The following is a 20431-nucleotide window of genomic DNA, read 5'->3' as shown; positions in this document are numbered from 1 at the left end:
TTTGTGCGGATTTCCGCATTGCTTAATTAGCTGTCAGCAGCCCCGTAAATTTTTCATTAATAAATTCAATCTGTTGGTTGGTCGGCGTGAAACTGGCACGGTGATTGCGAAGGAGATGGCAACAACGGCTGAGCTGTTGGACTTGAAGCGAACGGCTCGGGAGGCCGGAGTTCGTTCCGGACGAGCCATTAGGAGGACATCATGATCGCAGCACCACTCGATGCAGTCGCAGGCAGCAAGGGCAAGAAGCCCTTTTATAGCCATCTTTACGTTCAGGTTCTCGTGGCCATTGCTGCGGGTATCCTTCTCGGCCATTTCTACCCCGAACTCGGCACCCAGCTGAAGCCGCTCGGCGATGCCTTCATCAAGCTCGTCAAGATGATCATCGCCCCGGTCATCTTCCTGACCGTCGCGACCGGCATTGCCGGCATGAGCGATCTGCAGAAGGTTGGCCGTGTCGCCGGCAAGGCGATGCTGTACTTCCTGACCTTCTCGACATTGGCGCTCATCATCGGCCTGATCGTCGCCAACGTCGTCCAGCCTGGCGCCGGCATGAACATCGATCCGGCCTCGCTGGATCCGGCCGCCGTCGCCACCTTTGCCGCCAAGGCGCATGAGCAGAGCATCGTCGGCTTCCTCACCAATATCATCCCGACGACGATTGTCGGCGCCTTTGCCGATGGCGATATTCTGCAGGTCCTGTTCTTCTCGGTGCTCTTCGGCATCGCGCTCGCCATGGTCGGCGAAAAGGGCGAGCAGGTCGTCAATTTCCTGAATTCCCTGACGGCTCCCGTCTTCAAGCTCGTCGCCATCCTCATGAAGGCTGCCCCGATCGGCGCCTTCGGCGCCATGGCATTCACCATCGGCAAGTACGGCGTCGGATCGATCGCCAACCTCGCCATGCTAATCGGCACCTTCTACGTCACCTCTCTGCTCTTCGTCTTCATCGTTCTCGGTGCCGTCGCCCGCTACAACGGCTTCTCGATCGTGGCGCTGTTGCGCTACATCAAGGAAGAGCTGCTGCTGGTTCTCGGCACCTCGTCTTCGGAGGCGGCGCTTCCGGGCCTGATGAACAAGATGGAAAAGGCCGGCTGCAAGCGCTCGGTCGTCGGGCTCGTCATCCCCACAGGCTATTCCTTCAATCTCGACGGCACCAACATCTACATGACCCTGGCTGCCCTCTTCATTGCCCAGGCAACCGGCATCCATCTCTCCTGGGGTGACCAGATCCTGCTGCTCCTGGTGGCGATGCTGAGCTCCAAGGGTGCCGCAGGCATCACCGGCGCCGGCTTCATCACCCTGGCAGCGACGCTCTCCGTCGTCCCCTCCGTACCGGTCGCCGGCATGGCGCTCATCCTCGGCATCGATCGTTTCATGTCGGAATGCCGGGCGCTGACCAACCTTGTCGGCAATGCGGTTGCGACGATCGTCGTGGCACGCTGGGAAAATGAGCTGGATACGGCTCAGCTGGCCGCGGCGCTGGACGGCCAGACAAACGAGGACGCTCCGACTGCCGGGCTCCAGCCGGCCGAGTAATCGGCCACGACGTTCACAGTCTTGAAAATCCTGCAGCGGCCCGTTTTTCAGCGGGCCGTTTCTCTTTTGTGGTTAGAGCGCCGTGCGTCCTTTCGGGCGCAGACAGCACGATGCGCTAGCCGCGGTTGTCGCCGAGAAGACGATCGTACACGGCGCCGATCGCGCCTGCTTCCTTCTCCAGCGCGAAATTCGTCCTGACATGCCGCAGCGCATTTTCGCCATGCGCGATCGCCAGGGCGGGATCTGCGATATAGGGCGCGATTGCCCGCGTCAGCGCCTCGCCATCGCCGGCGGCAACGACCGAACCCGTCTCGCCCGTGACGATGAGCTCGGCATAAGCGCCCGCATCCGATGCCACCACCGCGGTGCGCGAAGCCATGGCTTCAAGCGGCGTTAGGCCGAAGCCCTCGTTGCGGGAGGGCGCGACGTAAAGCGTCAGGCGGCGATACCAGATCTTGATATCGGGCACTTCGCCGAGAAAGAGGATACGGTCGCTAAGCCCGGCGGCGGCGACATCGGCCTTGAGCTTGTCACCGAATGCCGCATGCTCCGCCGTCACGCGGCCGGAGACGATCGCTGTCCATTCCGGATTCTGCGGCAGCAGTTCGATCATCGATTTGACGAAAAGATCGGTACCCTTCTGGTGGCGCACGCGGCCGAAACAGCCGATAAGATGGCATCCGGGCAGGCCGGTGGCGGCGATGCCGTCCTCTGCCGTTTCCGGCGGATGAAAGAGGGCAAGGTCGACGCCGTGCTGGATGACCGTGTGCGGCACCTCGAGGAACGAGCCGGAACGGTCGCTGGTCGCGATGACGGCGTCCATGCGGCGGATCAGCCATTTCGTATAGGCGGTGTGGCGGCGTTGGGCGGCCGAGGTGAAGAGCAGCTTCAGCGGCATGCGCATGAGATGGCGAAGCAGGATGCCGACGGCCATCTCGTTGTTGCGGCGCGCGTGCCAGACACGCTGGCGCCGGCGTGACGGCGGGCGCCAGAGGCCAAGGAGCTGGCGCCACGCCAGTTTCGGCAGGCCTTCCGGCAGGCCGGGGCCAAGGGTTGCGATCTTTATGCCGTGCCGGATCTGGCAGGGAATGAGCTGAACAATGGTCGACGTGACGCCGGAGAGCCGGCGCTTGAAATTGGGCGCGATGATCTCGACGTCACGCATATCGGGCAAGGGATAGGTCTCGCGGCTGGCGGGCGATCAGCCCCAGGAAACCTGGAGGATTTCGTAGGCCTTGGAGCCGCCCGGCGCATTGACCTCGATGGAGTCGCCGACTTCCTTGCCGATCAGCGCACGGGCGATCGGCGAAGAGATAGAGATGCGGCCGGCCTTGACGTCGGCTTCCTGGTCGCCAACGATCTGATAGGTCTTTTCTTCCTCGGTGTCCTCGTCGACGAGCTTTACCTTGGCGCCGAACTTGATCTTGTCGCCCGACATCTTCGTGAGGTCGATGACCTCGGCACGCGCCGTCAGGTCTTCCAGTTCGCTGATGCGGCCTTCATTATGGCTCTGGGCTTCCTTGGCGGCGTGATATTCGGCGTTTTCGGAAAGGTCGCCATGAGCACGGGCTTCGGCGATCGCCTCGATGATTCGGGGGCGCTCCTCCTGCTGACGCCAGCGCAGCTCTTCCTGCAGCTTGACGAAACCACCCTGTGTCATCGGTACCTTTTCAACCATTTTTCTGTCCTTCACTCCTTGTATCCGCTCGTCCGTGCTTTTCGAGCAGTCAGCCGCAGACACAAAAGAAAACAGGTCCCGAAGGGGAGCTTCGGAACCGTGCCACAATCCTAGTTAAGTGCTTATAGCAGATCGCCAAGGCCGATTTCCAGAAAATTCGCATAAACGAAACGCAACCCGCCGCGGCATCCGGTGGCGCGCCTGAAAAATGGGCAAAGGTGACGTCGCTCCTATTGACTTTGCATATAAGAACATATAGTGAACATACTAATGAAGAAGTCGCTAACAGAACGCTTGGCCATCCTTTCCGATGCTGCGAAATATGACGCTTCCTGCGCTTCCAGCGGCACGGTGAAACGCGATTCTCACGCAAGCGGCGGCCTCGGTTCGACCGAGGGATCCGGCATTTGTCATGCCTATGCGCCGGATGGACGGTGCATTTCGCTGCTGAAAATACTGCTGACCAATTTCTGCATCTACGACTGCGCCTATTGCGTCAATCGCTCGTCGAGCAATGTCGAACGGGCGCGCTTTACGCCTGAAGAGGTCATCTGGCTGACACTGGAATTCTATCGCCGCAATTATATCGAGGGCCTGTTTCTTTCCTCCGGCATCATTCGTTCGTCCGATTACACGATGGAACAGATGGTTCGCATCGTCCGCGAACTGCGTGTGACGCATAATTTTCGCGGCTATATCCATCTGAAGTCGATCCCTGAAGCATCACCGCATCTGATCGAGGAGGCGGGGCTTCATGCCGACAGGCTGTCCCTCAATATCGAGTTGCCAACGGATAGCGGCATTACCCGTTTCGCGCCGGAAAAGAAGCCCGCCAATATAAGGCGATCGATGGGGGATCTGAGGCTGAAGATCGAGGCTGCCGGCGAGCCGACGCTGCGGACGAAGAAGCGTCAGCGTTTTGTGCCGGCCGGTCAGAGCACGCAGATGATCGTCGGCGCCGATGGCGCCAACGACGCGACGATCCTTGCCACCAGCGGCCGGCTTTACAGCAGCTATGGCCTGAAGCGCGTCTATTACTCCGCCTTCAGCCCGATCCCGGATTCGTCGAAAAATCTGCCGCTGATCAAGCCGCCGCTGATGCGGGAACACCGGCTTTATCAGGCCGACTGGCTCTACCGATTCTACGGTTTCGGCATCGATGAGATCACCGCGAACCAGGCGGGAGGCATGCTCGATCTCACCCTCGACCCGAAACTAGCCTGGGCGCTCGCCAACAGGGCCGAATTTCCTGTCGATATCAACAAAGCCGAGCGCGAGCGGTTGCTGCGCGTGCCCGGTCTCGGCACCAAGACCGTCAAAGCGATCGTTTCGGCTCGCCGTTTTCGCCGCCTGCGGATCGACGATCTCCAACGGCTCGGCATTTCGATCAAGAAGGTCCAGTCCTTTATTTCAGCGGAAGGCTGGTCGCCGCGCCGTCTGATCGACCGCCCCGACCTTCGCGCCATGTTCGAGCCGCAACCTGAACAATTGTCGTTGCTGTGATGCGCCGGGTCGTGCTGGCAGGACGCGGAGATCTTGCCGAATGGCGTGATGCCGCGCGGGCCTTTGCTGCCGCCGGCATATTGCCTGAAGAGATCGATTGGCGCGAAAAAGATGAAGAGGCCGATCTCGCTTTTCAGCGCGACGCCATGCCGCCGGCGCCGATCATGGCACGCAAGCCGATGACGGTGCCGCCCGCCTTCATCGATCTTGCCGAGACCGTTCTCTGCCATTCCGATCCGGTGCGGTTTTCCCTGCTTTACCGGCTGCTCTGGCGGCTGCAGCTGGACCGGCAGCTGCTCGAAGTGGCCTCCGACGAGGACGTTGTCCGTGCCAGGCTGATGGCGAAAAACGTTCGACGCGACGCGCACAAGATGACGGCTTTCGTCCGCTTCAAGGAAGTGGGTGCGGTATCGGCAGACCGTCGGAAATTCCTCGCCTGGTTCGAGCCGGACCACCATATCGTCAGGCGCACAGCGCCCTTCTTCCAACGACGCTTCACCGACATGGACTGGCTGATCGCCACGCCCAAAGGGTCAGCCGCCTGGGACGGCGAGCGGCTGATGCTAAACGACGCGCCGTGTGAAAAGCCCAATCTCACCGATGCCACCGATGAACTGTGGCGCACCTATTACGTCAGTATCTTCAACCCAGCGCGATTGAAGCTGAAGGCGATGCAGTCGGAGATGCCGAAAAAATACTGGAAGAACCTGCCGGAAGCCGATCTCATCCCCGGGCTGATCGCCTCGGCGGAGAGCAAGGTGCGCGCCATGGCCGCACGGGAGGCGACGCAGTCGCTGCCCTTTCACGACCGGTTGCAGGAGGCCGCGCGCAATATTCCTGCCGTGCCCGAAGCGCCGGCGGGCACGCTGGAAGAGCTGCGCGCGGACGCGGCCGTCTGTACCCGCTGTCCGCTGCATGCGACGGCGACGCAAACCGTATTCGGGGAGGGGCCACGCGATGCCGAGGTGATGTTCGTCGGCGAGCAGCCAGGCGACCAGGAGGATATATCAGGGCGCCCCTTCGTCGGTCCGGCCGGCCGGCTGCTGGATCAGGTGATCGCAGAAGCGGGCATCGACCGCTCGCGGCTCTATGTCACCAATGCCGTCAAGCATTTCAAATATGAGCCGCGCGGCAAGCGTCGTATCCACCAGAAGCCCAATATGGGCGAGGTGAAGCATTGCCGCTGGTGGCTCGATCTGGAGATGGCGCTGGTCAAACCGAAGCTCATCGTTGCCATGGGAGCGACGGCGCTGGCGGCGCTGACCGATGCGAAGCAGCGGTTGCAGGATGTCAGGGGGAAAGCCATTGCGATCGACGACAGGCGAACGCTCTTCGTGACGGTGCATCCTTCCTATCTGCTGCGTATTCCCGACGAGCGGCTGAAAGCCGAGGAGCTGGCGCGGTTTCGCGAAGATATGGCGAAAATCCAGCGGCTTATGGCAGCGGCTGGATAAATCGATTCCGGAGCTTCGAGGTGTGCATCACCGCTCATCGAGCGGTGATGCTGCCCTATCTCAGGCGAAGTAGCTCTGCAGCGGCCGCACTTCGAGATTGCCGGCCTTCAGCGCCTTGATCGCCTGGGCGGCGGCCTCGGCACCTGCCATCGTCGTATAATAGGGCACCTTCTGCATCAGCGTTGCACGGCGCAGCGACTTGGAGTCCGAGATCGCCTTGTTGCCGTCGGTGGTGTTGATGACAAGCTGGACCTGCCGGTTGCGGATTGCGTCCTCGATGTGCGGACGGCCTTCCAGCACCTTGTTGATCTTGGTGGCGGTGATGCCGTTTTCGCCGAGGAAGCGGGCGGTGCCGCCGGTCGCCAGCACCTTGAAGCCCTGCTCGACAAGGATGCGGATCGCCGGCAGCACGCGCGGCTTGTCCTCGTCGCGCACTGAGACGAAGACCGTCCCGTCACGCGGCAGCTCTACGCCGGCGCCGAGCTGCGACTTGGCGAAGGCAAGGGCGAAATCGGTGTCGAGGCCGATGACTTCGCCGGTCGAGCGCATTTCCGGGCCGAGCAGGGTGTCGACGCCGGGGAAACGAGCGAAGGGGAAGACGGCTTCCTTGACGGCGATGTGCTTCAGCTTGCGCGGATCGGGCTTTTCGCCGTAGGCGGCGAAGGTCGCGTCGAGTTTCTCGCCGGCCATGACGCGGGCGGCGATCTTGGCGATCGGCGCGCCGATGGTCTTGGCGACGAAGGGCACGGTACGCGAGGCGCGCGGATTGACCTCGAGAACGTAGACGATGCCGTCCTTGATGGCGAACTGGACGTTCATCAGGCCGCCGACATTGAGCGCCTTGGCCATCGCCTTGGCTTGGCGCTCCAGCTCGTCGATCAGTTCGACGGGCAGCGAGCGCGGCGGCAGCGAGCAGGCGCTGTCGCCGGAATGGATGCCGGCTTCCTCGATATGCTCCATAATACCGGCGACATAGACGTCGGTGCCGTCGGAGAGGCAGTCGACGTCGACTTCGATCGCATGAGAGAGATAGCTGTCGAAGAGCAGCGGGTTCTTGCCGAGCAGGGTGTTGATCTGGCCGGTCTTGTCGTTGGGATAGCGCTGCTTGATATCTTCAGGCACCAGTTCCGGAACCGTGTCGAGCAAGTAGCTCTGCAACTGGCCCTCAGAATGCAGGATCTGCATGGCGCGGCCGCCGAGCACGTAGGACGGGCGCACGACCAGCGGGAAGCCGATTTCGGCCGCGACCAGGCGGGCCTGCTCGACCGAATAGGCGATGCCGTTGTTCGGCTGGTTGAGATCGAGCTTCATCAGGAGCTTCTGGAAGCGGTCGCGGTCTTCGGCAAGGTCGATCATGTCAGGCGCGGTGCCGAGGATCGGAATGCCGTTCTTTTCCAGCGCCTCGGCAAGCTTCAGCGGCGTCTGGCCGCCGAACTGGACGATGACGCCGACGACTTCGCCCTTTTCCTGCTCGGCGCGCAGGATCTCGATCACGTCCTCGGCGGTCAGCGGCTCGAAATAGAGGCGGTCCGACGTGTCGTAATCGGTCGAGACGGTTTCGGGATTGCAGTTGATCATGATCGCTTCATAACCGGCATCCTTCAGCGCGAAGGCGGCATGGCAGCAGCAATAGTCGAACTCGATGCCCTGGCCGATACGGTTCGGGCCACCGCCGAGAATGACGACCTTCTTGCGGTCGGAGACTTCGGCCTCGGAGCGGGCGGCGCCGGCGAAGGGCGTCTCGTAGGTTGAATACATATAGGCGGTCGGCGAAGCGAATTCGGCGGCACAAGTATCGATGCGCTTGAAGACCGGCCGGACGTTCAGGCCGTTGCGCAGTTCGGCGACTTCCTTCGGGCGTTTGCCGGTCAGCGTCGCCAGGCGGGCGTCGGAGAAGCCCATGGCCTTCAGCATGCGCAGGTTGGTGGCATCCTCCGGCAGGCCGTGCTCGCGGATGCGGGCTTCCATGTCGACGATGTTCTTGAGCTCAGCGAGGAACCACGGGTCGATCTTGCAGCCTTCATGCACCTCTTCGATGCTGAGGCCCTGGCGCAGCGCCTGGGCGACCATGCGCAGACGGTCCGGCGTCGGCGTGCCGATGGCGGCGCGGATGGCGTTCTGGCTGGATTCACCTTCCTCGAAATCAGGAATTTCGATTTCGTCGAGGCCGGTCAGGCCGGTTTCGAGGCCGCGCAGCGCCTTCTGCAGTGATTCGGCGAAGGTGCGGCCGATCGCCATGACTTCGCCGACCGACTTCATCGCCGTCGTCAGCACCGGCGAAGCGCCGGGGAATTTCTCGAAGGCGAAACGCGGGATCTTGGTGACGACGTAGTCGATCGACGGTTCGAAGGAAGCAGGCGTTGCGCCGCCGGTGATGTCGTTTTCCAGTTCGTCAAGCGTATAACCGATCGCGAGCTTGGCGGCGATCTTGGCGATCGGGAAGCCGGTGGCCTTTGAGGCGAGCGCCGACGAGCGCGAGACGCGCGGGTTCATTTCGATGACGACGAGACGGCCGTCCTTCGGATTGACGGCGAACTGGACGTTCGAGCCGCCGGTTTCGACGCCGATCTCGCGCAGCACCGCAATCGAGGCGTTGCGCATGATCTGGTATTCCTTGTCGGTCAGCGTCAGCGCCGGCGCGACGGTGATCGAATCGCCGGTATGGACGCCCATCGGATCGATGTTTTCGATCGAGCAGATGATGATGCAGTTGTCCGCCTTGTCGCGGACGACCTCCATTTCATATTCCTTCCAGCCAAGCACCGATTCCTCGACCAGCACTTCGGTGGTCGGCGAGGCGTCGAGGCCGCCGCCGACGATCTCGAAGAATTCCGAGCGATTGTAGGCGATGCCGCCGCCGGTGCCGCCGAGCGTGAAGGAGGGGCGGATGATGGCGGGCAGGCCGACATGATCGATGGCCTGGGCGGCGATCGCCATGGCATGGCTCATGTAGCGCTGCTTGCGGTCGCTTTCGCCGAGGTTCCACTGGTTTTCCAGTTCGTCCAGCGCCTTGTCGAGCTCGGATCCGGACAGGCTTTCGCGCAGCTTGTTGCGCTCGGCCTCGTGCGTCTTGCGGTCGAGGTCCTTGATGTCGGTGGCGTTGGCCAGCATCGAGCGCGGCGTTTCCAGCCCGATACGGGCCATCGCCTCGCGAAACAGCGCGCGGTCTTCGGCCATGTCGATGGCGGCGGGCTTGGCGCCGATCATCTCGACATTGTAGCGATCGAGCACGCCCATGCGCTTCAGCGAAAGCGCGGTGTTCAGCGCCGTCTGGCCACCCATGGTCGGCAGCAGCGCATCGGGGCGCTCCTTGGCAATGATCTTGGCGACGACCTCGGGGGTGATCGGTTCGACATAGGTGGCGTCGGCAAGGCCCGGATCGGTCATGATCGTCGCCGGGTTGGAGTTGACGAGGATGACGCGGTAGCCTTCCTCCTTCAGCGCCTTGCAGGCCTGGGTGCCGGAATAGTCGAACTCGCAAGCCTGGCCAATGACGATCGGTCCCGCGCCGATGATGAGGATCGATTTGATGTCTTGGCGCTTCGGCATGGGCGATATCCATTTCTAGCTGCGCAAAAAGCCGGCCAGGGTGGGAGATCACCGGGTCGGGTCGCGCATTGAGGGTCTTTTCAGGCTAGAAGCGGCTTATAGGCAAATGTATTTGCAAACGGAACCCCATAAATCGCGGAATCGACAGGAATCCAACACGGCGCGAACGGCTATTTAGCGTCCGGCCCGACGAGCAGCCGGAATCCCTAGCCTTGCTTCGGGACGAGCGAAAGCGGGAGTCCCGCCAAGGGCCTGCGGCGCCGTGCGTCTTCTTTAGGTGAAGCGGCGGCGCACGTCCTCGGCATAACTGCGGCTGACCGGGATTTGCGTGCCGTCACGGGTGAGGATCAGCAGCCTGCCATTGTCGCGTTTCAGGCTTTCGACATGGGCGTCGGCCACCCAATGCGAGCGATGGACACGAAGACCAGGCGTCGCGGCGGTTTCCTTCAGCGCGTCGGCGAAACGCAGGAGCAGCAGTTCGCGCCCGCGGCTGGTCACCACCTCGGTATAGTGATCCTGGACGGAAAGGCGCAGCAGAGGGCCACGATTCTCAGGCTTCAGCCGATCGAGGATCGAGAGGCGGGGGCTGGTTTCCTCAGGAACTGCCGCTTCGGCGATTTTCTGGCTCATAGCCATGTAAGTCAGAAGGCAGAAAAGAGCGCAGAGAGGGATGGCGAAGAGCGCGCGGTAGAGGCCGCTTTCCAGCGTCGTCGCTTCACCGGTGAAGGCGTAGTCGACGAGGCCGATGGCAAAACCGATCGGCAGGGCGGCTATGAGCGAACCCGCCATCATGCGGGCAAACATCGAAGCGACCACCTCCCGCAACAGTCTTTCGGCGATGACTGCGCAGAGAATGGCGATCGCCCAGGCAAGGGCATGCAGGGTCAGCCAGTAGGCGAGGCGTTCGCCGAAGGCCATGCTTTCCATCGTGCCGTAGGGGCCGGTGACGGCAAAGAGCAGGACGATCGCGGCAAAGGTTCCCCAGAAGCGCCGGGAATGGAGAAAGACCTGCAATTCGCGAAGCGTGGATTGCAAGAAGGGGTGAATCACGAAGTTTTCCTGCCGTTCGCGCGGTTCATATTGAGGCAGATGCAGTCTTGGCGGAAAGACGGATCGAATTCAACCGGACGCCGCCCATGACCCTCGAACCGCTCCTCGACGCCCCGCTTGCCGTCCAGATCCATGTCGCCGCCGTTACGCCGGCAGCCGCTCTCGGCGCCTATATCCTGCTGCGCCCCAAGGGCACGCCGCGCCATCGGCTGTTCGGCAGGATCTGGATGGCGCTGATGGTCGTGACGGCGATATCGAGCTTCTTCATTCATGAGCTCGATCTTATCTACGGGTTCAGCCCGATCCATCTTCTGTCCATCGCAACATTGTTCGGCAGCTGGAATGCGATCGCGGCGGCTCGTCGCGGCGATATCCGTCTGCACAGGCGCATCGTCGCCGGTCTTTATTTCGGCGGCATCGTTCTTGCCGGCCTGTTTACCTTCCTGCCCGGCCGGATCATGCATGCGGTCGTCTTCACCGGCGGGCAATGGTCGGCGGCCCTTGCCGCGGCGGTGATCGGCTCGATCCTGGCTGCAATCGCGCTGCGTCGCCGGCGCGGGCGCCTGATGGCTCGATGAAGCCGCTGGAATTCCGGCCGCTGACGGATATATAGATTCCTTGAGTGCAAGCACGGGGCATTGCCGGGGAGAGCGAAGATGGAATGGAGAGGCCGGCGTCAGTCCGACAATGTCGAGGATCGCCGCGGTGATCCGGGCGGCGGAGGTTTCGGCCGCGGGGGCGGCTTCAATTTTCCGTCCGGCGGTGGCGTTCGCCGCGCCGGCGGCGGCCTCAGTATCGGCACGATCATCTTCCTCGTCGTCATCTATTTCATCTTCAAGATGATGGGCATCGACCTGTTGCAGGTGCTCGACACCGGCGGCGTGACGACCGGCCCCGGCTACGAGCAGAGCCAGTCGGGCGGAACGCGCACGCCTGCCAATGACGAGATGACCGCTTTCATGCGCACCGTTCTTGCCGAGACCGAGGATACCTGGCAGGGCATCTTCCAGGCGCAGGGCCAGAATTACGAGGAGCCGCGCCTCGTGCTGTTCTCGGGTTCGACTGCATCGGCCTGCGGCTCCGCATCATCGGCTACCGGGCCATTCTACTGCCCTGGCGATCACAAGGTCTATCTCGACACCGAATTCTTCCAGGAGCTTTCCGACCGGTTCGGCGCGTCGGGCGATTTTGCCGAGGCCTATGTCGTTGCCCACGAGGTGGGCCATCATGTGCAGAACCTGCTCGGCATCCTGCCGAAATTCAATCAGGCCCGCCAGCGCATGAGCGAGGAGGAAGCCAACAAGATGTCGGTGCGCGTCGAGTTGCAGGCCGATTGCTTTGCCGGCATCTGGGGCAAATATACCCAGCAGAAGGGCCTCTTGGAGTCCGGCGACCTGGAGGAAGCGCTGAACGCTGCCCAGCAGATCGGCGACGACACGCTGCAGAAACGGTCGCAGGGCTACGTCGTCCCGGAAAGCTTCAACCACGGTACCTCGGCGCAGCGCGTCAAATGGTTCAAGCGCGGTTTCGACAGCGGCCAGCTGTCGGCCTGCGATACGTTTTCCGGGCCGATCTGAGAGGGTGAGAGGTAGAGGCGCGTAGCACGCGCCCACGCAGCCCTTTCAATCCTTTTGCTTACTTCTCGCTGTCCATATGCTGCAGCATATGTTCGGGATAACGCCCACCTGCAGCCGCATCCTTCGGCACGGCGCGTTCGATGGCGGCGAAATCGTCTGGTGACAGGTCGACCGCGCGTGAGCCGAGCGCCTCGCTCAGCCGGTCGCGGCGGCGGGCGCCGACGATCGGGACGATATCCTTGCCCTTGGCGGCGACCCAGGCGATGGCGATCTGGGCGACCGAGACGCTCTTTGCCTCGGCGATCTCGCGCAGCTTCTCCACCAGAGCGAGGTTTTGTTCGATATTGCCTTCCTGGAAGCGCGGGCTGTAGGCACGGAAATCGCCGGCCGTCGCACCCTGGCCCTTCTGCCAGTGGCCGCTGATCAGGCCGCGCGAGAGCACGCCGTAGGCGGTGATCGAGATGCCGAGTTCGCGTGTCGTCGGCAGGATCTTCTCCTCGATGCCGCGCGAGATCAGCGAATATTCGATCTGCAGGTCGACGATCGGGGCAACAGTGGCGGCGCGGCGGATCGTATCGGCACCGACCTCCGACAGGCCGATATGCCTGACATAACCTGCCTTGACCATGTCGGCGATGGCGCCGACCGTGTCCTCGATCGGCACCTTCGGATCGAGGCGGGCCGGGCGGTAGATGTCGATATAGTCGACACCGAGGCGCTGCAGCGTGTAGCTGAGGAAGTTCTTCACCGCGACCGGGCGGGCATCGATGCCGTTCCAGCCGCCGACGGGATCGCGCAGGCCGCCGAACTTGACGCTGATGACGGCGCTCTCGCGCCTGCGGCCTTTCAATGCCTCGCCGATCAGCATTTCATTGTGGCCCATGCCGTAGAAATCGCCGGTGTCGAGCAGGTTGATGCCGGCATCGAGCGCGGCATGGATCGTCGCGATGCTTTCTGCGCGATCCGAGGGGCCGTACATGCCCGACATGCCCATGCAGCCGAGACCGATGGCCGAGACATCGGGTCCGGTCTTTCCCAAACGATAAGTCTGCATTTGTCTTCTCCATCAGTTTGCGCCACGCGGCGCAATCGGGTATCCGCGCCGGGGGCGTCCTCGATGCCGTTCTACCGCTTTCGCATGCGGGCGATAATCGGGCGGCACAGGACGGGCTGTACGGCGAAGTGCACAATGACCAGTCTTTGGACCGGTGTTCTCTGGTGATCTGGAAGCCGTCGCAGCGATTGCAAGGGAACGTGTCGCCCGGCGATCGGCTGGGCGGCTCTCGATCTCCTGAAGCTGGAACGGCAGCGCGCGCCCTCCGGTTGAGGCATCTCGTGAACTTCCCGCCTAGCATTATCAAAAACTTTGAAATGTTCACGGATTGTTTCGGTTTCTTTTCTGAGCTATGTCACTTTCTCGGCGATGAGATCGTCTTTTCAGAACCAACCGCTGTAGAGATGCCTCATGCTGGACCCCAAATTCGTTCGCCGCGGCCTTTTCCTGGTCTTCATCATCCTCTTCCTCGACATTATCGGCATCGCCATCATCATGCCGGTGCTGCCCGCCTATCTGGAGCAGTTGACCGGCGGCAGCGTCAGCGATGCGGCAATCGACGGCGGCTGGCTGATGCTCGTCTATGCCGGTATGCAATTCCTGTTCGCGCCGCTGCTCGGAAACCTGTCTGACCGTTTCGGCCGTCGTCCGATCCTTTTGCTTTCGGTGCTGACCTTTGCGATCGACAATTTCATCTGCGGCATCGCTACCAGCTTCTGGATGCTGTTCGTCGGCCGCGTGCTTGCCGGCATCAGCGGCGGCAGCTTCGCCACCTGCTCGGCCTATATCGCCGATATCAGCACCGAGGAGAACCGGGCGAAGAATTTCGGGTTGATCGGCATTGCCTTCGGCGTCGGCTTCACCATCGGCCCCGTCGTCGGCGGCTTCCTCGGCGAATTCGGTCCGCGTGTGCCGTTCCTCGGCGCGGCCGCGCTATCGCTCATCAATTTCATCGCCGCCTGCTTCCTGCTGCCGGAAACGCTGGCGGCGAAGAACCGCCGCCGGTTCGAATGGAAACGCGCCAATCCGCTCGGCGCGTTGCGCCAGATGCGCCATTATCCCGGCATCGGCTGGGTCAGCCTCGTCATGTTCCTGTTTTTCCTGGCGCATGCCGTCTATCCCTCGGTCTGGTCGTTCGTCTCGACCTATCGTTACGGCTGGAGCGAGGGACAGATCGGCCTGTCGCTCGGCATTTATGGCATCGGCGCGGTGATCGTCATGGGGCTGGTTCTGCCGCGGATCGTGCCGGTACTCGGCGAGTGGAAGACCGCTCTTCTCGGCCTCTGCTTCTCGGCCGTCGGGCTCACCGGCTATGCCTTCGCCTGGGAGGGCTGGGTCGTCTATGTCATCATCGTTGCGACCGTCATGGAAAACGTCGCCGATCCGCCGCTGCGCAGCATCGCCGCCGGCAAGGTGCCGCCCTCGGCGCAAGGCGAGTTGCAAGGCGCGCTGACCAGCCTCAGCAGCATCACCACCATCCTTGGGCCACTGATCTTCACGCAGATGTTCGGTTATTTCACGCGGCCCGAGGCGCCGGTCACCTTCGCCGGGGCACCCTATCTGACCGCTGCCCTGTTCATCCTGGTGGCCGCCGGCGTGTTCCTCATGCGGGTTCGGGTCCGTGAACCGGCCGAGGCACTGGAAGCGGCAGGTTGATCGATCAGAAACGCTGATGCGATGATGAATTTTTCATCATCTGCCTCATCTGGGGTAGTTCTTTGCGGGGCTTTGCTCTAAGTCCGGATGTTATTTCGCCGCAAGCTGCGGCGACGCATATTTCAATCACAGGACTGGTGTCATGGACACGCCGATCGACGCGCGCAGGCTTGCGCCGACAACCGATAATCGTTGGGGCGCACATTTCCGTGCAACGCTGGCGCTCGGCATTCCGCTGATCGGCGCGCAGCTTGCCCAGCTCGGCATCAACACCACCGACGTGATGATCGTCGGCCGGCTCGGCGCCGAGCATCTGGCGGCGATGGTGCTTGCGGCGCAGTTCCTGTTCACGATCCTGATCTTCGGCTCGGGCTTTGCCATCGCCGTCATTCCGATGGTGGCGCAGGCCTACGGCCGCGGCGACGTTGTCTCGGTGCGCCGGTCGCTGCGCATGGGTCTGTGGGTGGTGATCGGGTACTGGGTAATCATGCAGCCGGCCTTCTTCAATTCGGAGCAGGTCCTTCTCTTCGCACAGCAGAAGCCCGAGGTGGCCAAACTCGCCCACGGCTACATCATGATCGGCCAGTTCGGCGTGCTGCCGGCGCTGCTCTTCAACGTCATGCGGGCGCTGGTCAGCGCCATCGGCAAGGCGGGCATCATCCTCAACGTCACCATCGCCACGCTGGTGATGAATGCGATCTTCGCCTATATGCTCGTGCTCGGCCATTTCGGCTTTCCGGCAATGGGGCTCGAGGGCGCGGCGATCGTTTCGGTCGTCGTGCAGACGGCAGGCTTCCTCTTCATCCTGGCTTTCGTGCAGCGGCGGGAAGAGACGCGGCGCTACGAGATCTTCGTGCGGTTCTGGAAACCCGACTGGCATGCGCTGCTGGAGGTCATCCGGCTTGGTTTCCCGATCAGCGTCACCATCCTTGCCGAAGTCAGCCTGTTCACGGTGGCCTCGCTGCTGATGGGTTATATCGGCACCATCGAGCTTGCGGCTCACGGCATTGCCCTGCAATGGGCGTCGATCGCATTCATGATCCCGCTCGGCCTCAGCCAGGCGGCGACGGTGCGCGTCGGCGTCGCGCACGGGCAGGGCGACCATCAGGGGCTGGTGCGGGCTTCGATCATGGTGCTCATCCTCGCCTGCGCCATTTCGGCGGTGGGCTCGGTACTCTTTGCCACCATGCCGCAATTCCTCGGCAGCTGGTTCCTCGACGTGAACTCGCCCGAAGCGCCGGAGGTGCTTGCCTATGCCGGGCCGCTGATCGTCGTTGCCGGGCTTTTCCAGCTCGTCGACGGGCTGCAGGTGATCGCCAATGGATTGCTGCGCGGTCTCAAGGACGCGCGCGTACCGATGATCATGGCGTTGATCGCTTACTGGCCGATCGGCTTCTTCCTGGCCTGGGCTTTTGCCTTCCCGCTGGGTTTCGGCGGTATCGGCATCTGGTTCGGCTTCCTCGTCGGGCTGGCAGCCGCCGCCGTCATGCTCTGTGCGCGCTTCTACCTTCTCCTTCGCCGCGAGGCGGAGCTGGCCCACGCCTGAGCCGTCCGCCTCTGCCGTCAGGCCGCGACGGGCTTGTAACTGGCGATATCGGCGCGAATGCCGAGACGTGCAAACATTTCCTGCGGATCGAAATGGGCGGCCCTATGGGCCGCTGCAACGGCCGCCCGCGCGCGCTCGACGACCTCGGTATTTTCCCATTCGGCGATCGTGACGAAATTGAATTCGCCTGGGCCGGCGAACTGTTCCAGCACCCTGTGATCGATGAAACCGTCCTGCGCCTCCAACAGCTTGTGGGTCATCATCACTTTGACGAGAAATTCCTCTCGCGCCGCTGCCGGCACGACGAACTTGTCTATCCTGTAGAAAGCTCCGCTCATCAGTTTTCTCCTGCATCAGATGTTTGCAGGCAGATCTGTAATTCCTCAACTTAAGCTGAGGTCAAGGGGCGGATAAAGAAAAAGGCCCGCCTGGGCGAGCCTTCATCGGAAATCGCTGTGGCTTGAAATCAGCGTTCGGCGAGTGCCGGTACGCCCTTCTTTTCGCGCACCATGTTGATGAAGCGGCGGAAGAGATAGTGGCTGTCCTGCGGGCCGGGAGAGGCTTCCGGATGATGCTGGACGGAAAAGACCTGCTTGCCGAGCACGCGCAGGCCGCAATTGGTGCCGTCGAAAAGCGAAATGTGAGTCTCTTCAACGCCATCAGGCAGCGACTTCGAGTCGACCGCGAAGCCATGGTTCATCGAGACGATCTCGACCTTGCCCGTCGTATGGTCCTTGACGGGGTGGTTGGCGCCGTGATGGCCCTGATGCATCTTCTCGGTCTTTGCGCCGAGTGCGAGACCCAGCATCTGGTGGCCGAGGCAGATGCCGAAAACCGGGATGTCGGTCTTGATCAGCGTCTTGATGACAGGCACGGCATATTCGCCGGTTGCCGCCGGATCGCCCGGGCCGTTCGACAGGAAGATGCCGTCCGGCTGCATGGCGAGGACGTCTTCGGCGCTCGTTGTGGCCGGCATGACGGTCACCTTGCAGTCGAGGCCGGCAAACAGGCGCAGGATGTTGCGCTTGACGCCGTAATCAAGGCAGACGACGTGGAATTTGGCGTCCGCAGCCTTGAGTTCACCGTAACCTTCGTTCCAGACCCACGGCGTTTCGGTCCACTGCGAGGACTGGCCCGACGAGGCGATCTTGGCAAGGTCGAGACCTTCGAGGCCGCTCCAGGCCTTGGCTTCGGCCTTCAGCGTCTCGATGTCGAAGACGCCGTTCGGATCGTGGGCGATCACCGCGTTCGGGGCGCCGTTCTCGCGGATCCAGGCTGTCAGCGCGCGCGTGTCGATGCCGCAGAGGCCGATGACGCCGCGTGCCTTCAGCCATTGGTCGAGGTGCTTGGCGGCGCGGTAGTTCGAAGGGTCGGTGATGTCGGCCTTGAAGATGACGCCGACGGCGCCGTGCCGGGCGGCCGGCGTCAGATCCTCGATGTCTTCCTCGTTGGTGCCGATATTGCCGATATGCGGGAAGGTGAAGGTGACGATCTGGCCGAGATAGGAGGGGTCCGTCAGGATCTCCTCATAGCCGGTCAGCGCCGTGTTGAAGACCACTTCGGCCGGCACTTTGCCGGTGGCGCCGATGCCCTTGCCTTCGATGACCGTGCCGTCGGCAAGAACGAGCAGGGCGGTCGGCTTTTCGATTGTCCAGGGTGCTGTCGCGGTCATCTTCATCCCGTTTCCGGCAGGTGGGCGCGTTGCCGCGCTCGTCGCCATTTGATCTCGCAGGCGTGTGGACACGGCAATGCCGCGCGCTTCAGGCCTGATCACGAATTTTGGTGCAGGTGGCGGTAAATAGCCACGCAATCGCTTAGCGTCAATCTTTGTAGCCGAGATTGCCGCTGTTTTCCTGCGCTTTGTCGCAACGACCGCGCAATTTATTTGATCCGCCGCATCAGCGTGGTTTATGAAGCGGCATCAAAACAGGAGTGAAGACCATGCTGCGCGATCAACTCGCCACCCAGCTGAAAGAGGCGATGAAGGCCAAGAATGCGGAGCGGCTTTCCACCGTCCGGCTGATTCAGGCCGCGGTCAAGGACCGCGATATCGCCAATCGCGGCACCGGCAAGGAGCAGGCGAGCGACGACGAGATCCTGCAGATTCTCGCCAAGATGGTGAAGCAGCGCGACGAATCGGCAAAGATCTACGAGGAGAATTCCCGGCCGGAGCTTGCCGCCAAGGAGCGCGCCGAAATCACCGTCATCCAGGATTTCATGCCGAAGCAGCTTTCCGACAGTGAAGTGCGCGCCAACGTCTCGGCGATCATCGCCGAGACGGGTGCCGCAGGCGCCAAGGATATGGGCAAGGTGATGGCAGCGCTGAAGGAGCGTTATGCCGGCCAGATGGATTTCGCCAAGGCCTCGGCGACCGTCAAGGAACTGTTGAACGGATAAGTTTCAGATAACGCGTCGTGCCTGCGGCTCGTCACGGACCGCAGGCCCGAGCACCGCTTCGGCGGCGGCATCGACGATGGCGAATTTCGCCGCCTGATAATTCCAATATTCGCGGATGAAGTGGCCCGACAGCCAGAAGTCGCCCTTGCGGGAGGGTGCTGTCCAGCCGACGCTTTCCATGGTCGACGCCTGCGTCAGTAGCCGCTTCAGATGGGTGTTGGAGATCATGAACTGTTCGCGCAGTTCCCTGAGCGACAGAGTGCCGAGAACGACGCGGTCGGCCGTCCGGGGAAATTCCGGAAGGCGCGAGATCAGGTAGTCCATCACCAGTCCGCCGGAATTTGCCCAATTGAAGAGGTTGAAGGTCGGGCCCGGATTGCGCACCGCTTCACTCCCGATGATCGCCTTGGCGATCAGCGGCTGGATCGCTGCCATCATCGCCGAGGGATCGGCAGTGATCTTGTCGGCGCGCTCGCCGCCGTCGAGGCTATCGAGGATCATCATGTGGGTGACGAGCCATCGGGTGAAATGCTGCTCGGCGATTTCGGTCGGCTCCAGGTAGCGTGTGCGCTTGTCGGGGCCGGGAACCGGTCGCAGGAAGCGATAGGCCAGCATTTCCTGCATGAAGGCTGCGGCCGTGTTGCGGCTGGCGATATCGTTCTTGACCGCGAAATCGATGAAGCGGCCGGAATAGAGGCCGCTCTTGCCGCCGTCGGGATGACCGTAGTGAAGGGCGAAACCGGCATGGGCCATCAGCCAGCGCTGCTGCGCGGCGAAGATCGAGGCGATGCGCGGGCTCTCGCGATAGATGGCGAGCATCTGATCGGCGCACTGCAGGATCGCAGCGAAAAATCGATCGTCTGCTGCAAGATTTTCCGCGGTAAAAGCCATTGGAGAGGTCCAGGAGTTCGGCGCATACATCTTTCATGCCAGCGCCGCCTGTCAACGGTTTTGTCAATAAGCGGTTAATTTCAAAGGGAGAGTTGTCGCAGAGGGAGCCAGAAATTTAAGAAGGCAGGAGCTGGGGGCGCTCCTGCCTTCTTGCTCTTTGCTTCCGCCGGCAACGCAGGGCCGAGGCCCAAGCCGGAGGGTATTTGCAAAGGCACCCTTGCGAAGCGGCGCCGGGGGTAGGGATGGTGCTTCGCTCGGGGATCGCTTTGTTGAGATCGAACCTATTGCGGGCTGGCTGCTTATTCAAATTACAAAAAAATAATGATTGGCGAAAACGGCGGTTTGGGGGGCATCAAAGCGGAGGTCGGGCAGTAGGCTGTAAGACGGGGGTGTCCGAGCGTCGGAATTGATATGTCACTGTTTTTAAAGGATTTAATATGGGAATTCGGCAGGCTTTGGCTCTTTGTGGAGCACTCACGACGGTGCCGTTCCCGATCTGCGAGGACAATAATGTCGCACCCCTGTCGCAGGGGCGATAAC

The 20431-nt window shown here is 62.0% G+C and carries 16 protein-coding genes; 8 read left to right on the top strand and 8 right to left on the bottom strand.

Translation table 11 applies throughout. From position 1 onward, the window contains the following. The first annotated feature begins 201 nt into the window (after positions 1-201). A complete protein-coding gene (locus FHT79_RS07860; RefSeq protein WP_028758978.1) occupies positions 202-1536 on the top strand; it encodes a dicarboxylate/amino acid:cation symporter in 1335 nt (444 codons plus the stop codon). A gap of 115 nt (positions 1537-1651) precedes the next feature. On the opposite strand, the gene FHT79_RS07855 is transcribed toward FHT79_RS07860, so the two are convergent. Together FHT79_RS07855 and greA are read right to left on the bottom strand one after the other, a co-directional pair. Then, positions 1652-2710: a glycosyltransferase family 4 protein gene (locus tag FHT79_RS07855; RefSeq protein ID WP_028758977.1), complete on the bottom strand. Its 1059-nt coding sequence runs from the start codon at positions 2708-2710 to the stop codon at positions 1652-1654. A 27-nt stretch (positions 2711-2737) separates the two neighbouring features. Then, a complete protein-coding gene (gene greA, locus FHT79_RS07850; protein WP_017965278.1) occupies positions 2738-3214 on the bottom strand; it encodes a transcription elongation factor GreA in 477 nt (158 codons plus the stop codon). Positions 3215-3484: 270 nt separating this feature from the next. On the opposite strand from greA, the gene FHT79_RS07845 reads away from it, so the two are divergent. Continuing rightward, positions 3485-4717 (top strand): putative DNA modification/repair radical SAM protein, encoded by a 1233-nt coding sequence (locus tag FHT79_RS07845; protein WP_183903321.1) that lies wholly within the window; start codon positions 3485-3487, stop codon positions 4715-4717. Beyond that, positions 4717-6171, top strand: coding sequence for a UdgX family uracil-DNA binding protein (locus tag FHT79_RS07840; protein WP_183903199.1), 1455 nt, complete (start codon positions 4717-4719; stop codon positions 6169-6171). Before FHT79_RS07845 ends, FHT79_RS07840 begins: the two co-directional genes overlap by 1 nt. Before the next feature lie 60 nt (positions 6172-6231). Here the strand turns inward: FHT79_RS07840 and carB are convergent, their stop codons facing one another. Further along, a complete protein-coding gene (gene carB / locus FHT79_RS07835) occupies positions 6232-9720 on the bottom strand; it encodes a carbamoyl-phosphate synthase large subunit (RefSeq protein WP_047614239.1) in 3489 nt (1162 codons plus the stop codon). Positions 9721-9993: 273 nt separating this feature from the next. After that, positions 9994-10770: a LytTR family DNA-binding domain-containing protein gene (locus FHT79_RS07830; RefSeq protein ID WP_028759079.1), complete on the bottom strand. Its 777-nt coding sequence runs from the start codon at positions 10768-10770 to the stop codon at positions 9994-9996. A 47-nt stretch (positions 10771-10817) separates the two neighbouring features. Here FHT79_RS07830 and FHT79_RS07825 point away from each other — a divergent pair, with 47 nt between their 5' ends. Together FHT79_RS07825 and FHT79_RS07820 are read left to right on the top strand one after the other, a co-directional pair. Then, positions 10818-11348, top strand: coding sequence for a DUF2306 domain-containing protein (locus tag FHT79_RS07825; RefSeq protein ID WP_028759078.1), 531 nt, complete (start codon positions 10818-10820; stop codon positions 11346-11348). 78 nt (positions 11349-11426) lie between these two features. Further along, entirely contained in the window at positions 11427-12347 is a 921-nt protein-coding gene (locus FHT79_RS07820) for a neutral zinc metallopeptidase (protein ID WP_028759077.1), read from the top strand. Between the two features lie 58 nt (positions 12348-12405). Here FHT79_RS07820 and FHT79_RS07815 read toward each other — a convergent pair whose 3' ends face one another. After that, on the bottom strand, positions 12406-13401 hold the full coding sequence (locus tag FHT79_RS07815; RefSeq protein WP_028758323.1) for an aldo/keto reductase: 996 nt from the start codon (positions 13399-13401) through the stop codon (positions 12406-12408). A gap of 411 nt (positions 13402-13812) precedes the next feature. On the opposite strand from FHT79_RS07815, the gene FHT79_RS07810 reads away from it, so the two are divergent. Both FHT79_RS07810 and FHT79_RS07805 read left to right on the top strand, forming a co-directional pair. Continuing rightward, a complete protein-coding gene (locus FHT79_RS07810; RefSeq protein WP_063474554.1) occupies positions 13813-15057 on the top strand; it encodes a TCR/Tet family MFS transporter in 1245 nt (414 codons plus the stop codon). A 142-nt stretch (positions 15058-15199) separates the two neighbouring features. Further along, complete coding sequence (locus FHT79_RS07805; protein WP_047611097.1) at positions 15200-16603, top strand: MATE family efflux transporter; 1404 nt, start codon at positions 15200-15202, stop codon at positions 16601-16603. Between the two features lie 17 nt (positions 16604-16620). On the opposite strand, the gene FHT79_RS07800 is transcribed toward FHT79_RS07805, so the two are convergent. After that, positions 16621-16941, bottom strand: a complete 321-nt coding sequence (locus tag FHT79_RS07800; RefSeq protein ID WP_183903198.1) for an antibiotic biosynthesis monooxygenase — start codon at positions 16939-16941, stop codon at positions 16621-16623. 128 nt (positions 16942-17069) lie between these two features. Continuing rightward, complete coding sequence (gene carA / locus FHT79_RS07795; protein WP_183903320.1) at positions 17070-18275, bottom strand: glutamine-hydrolyzing carbamoyl-phosphate synthase small subunit; 1206 nt, start codon at positions 18273-18275, stop codon at positions 17070-17072. Positions 18276-18544: 269 nt separating this feature from the next. On the opposite strand from carA, the gene FHT79_RS07790 reads away from it, so the two are divergent. Continuing rightward, positions 18545-19000 carry a GatB/YqeY domain-containing protein gene (locus FHT79_RS07790; protein WP_028758328.1) on the top strand — a complete coding sequence of 152 codons (456 nt, stop codon included), beginning with the start codon at positions 18545-18547 and terminating at the stop codon, positions 18998-19000. A 3-nt stretch (positions 19001-19003) separates the two neighbouring features. On the opposite strand, the gene FHT79_RS07785 is transcribed toward FHT79_RS07790, so the two are convergent. After that, positions 19004-19891 carry a hypothetical protein gene (locus FHT79_RS07785; protein WP_183903197.1) on the bottom strand — a complete coding sequence of 296 codons (888 nt, stop codon included), beginning with the start codon at positions 19889-19891 and terminating at the stop codon, positions 19004-19006. Positions 19892-20431 lie beyond the last annotated feature (540 nt).

The organism is Rhizobium sp. BK212, from assembly GCF_014197475.1.
Lineage (GTDB): Bacteria > Pseudomonadota > Alphaproteobacteria > Rhizobiales > Rhizobiaceae > Rhizobium > Rhizobium anhuiense.
Note: the sequence above shows the minus strand (reverse complement) of the source record. Positions and strands in the feature narration are given on the sequence as shown.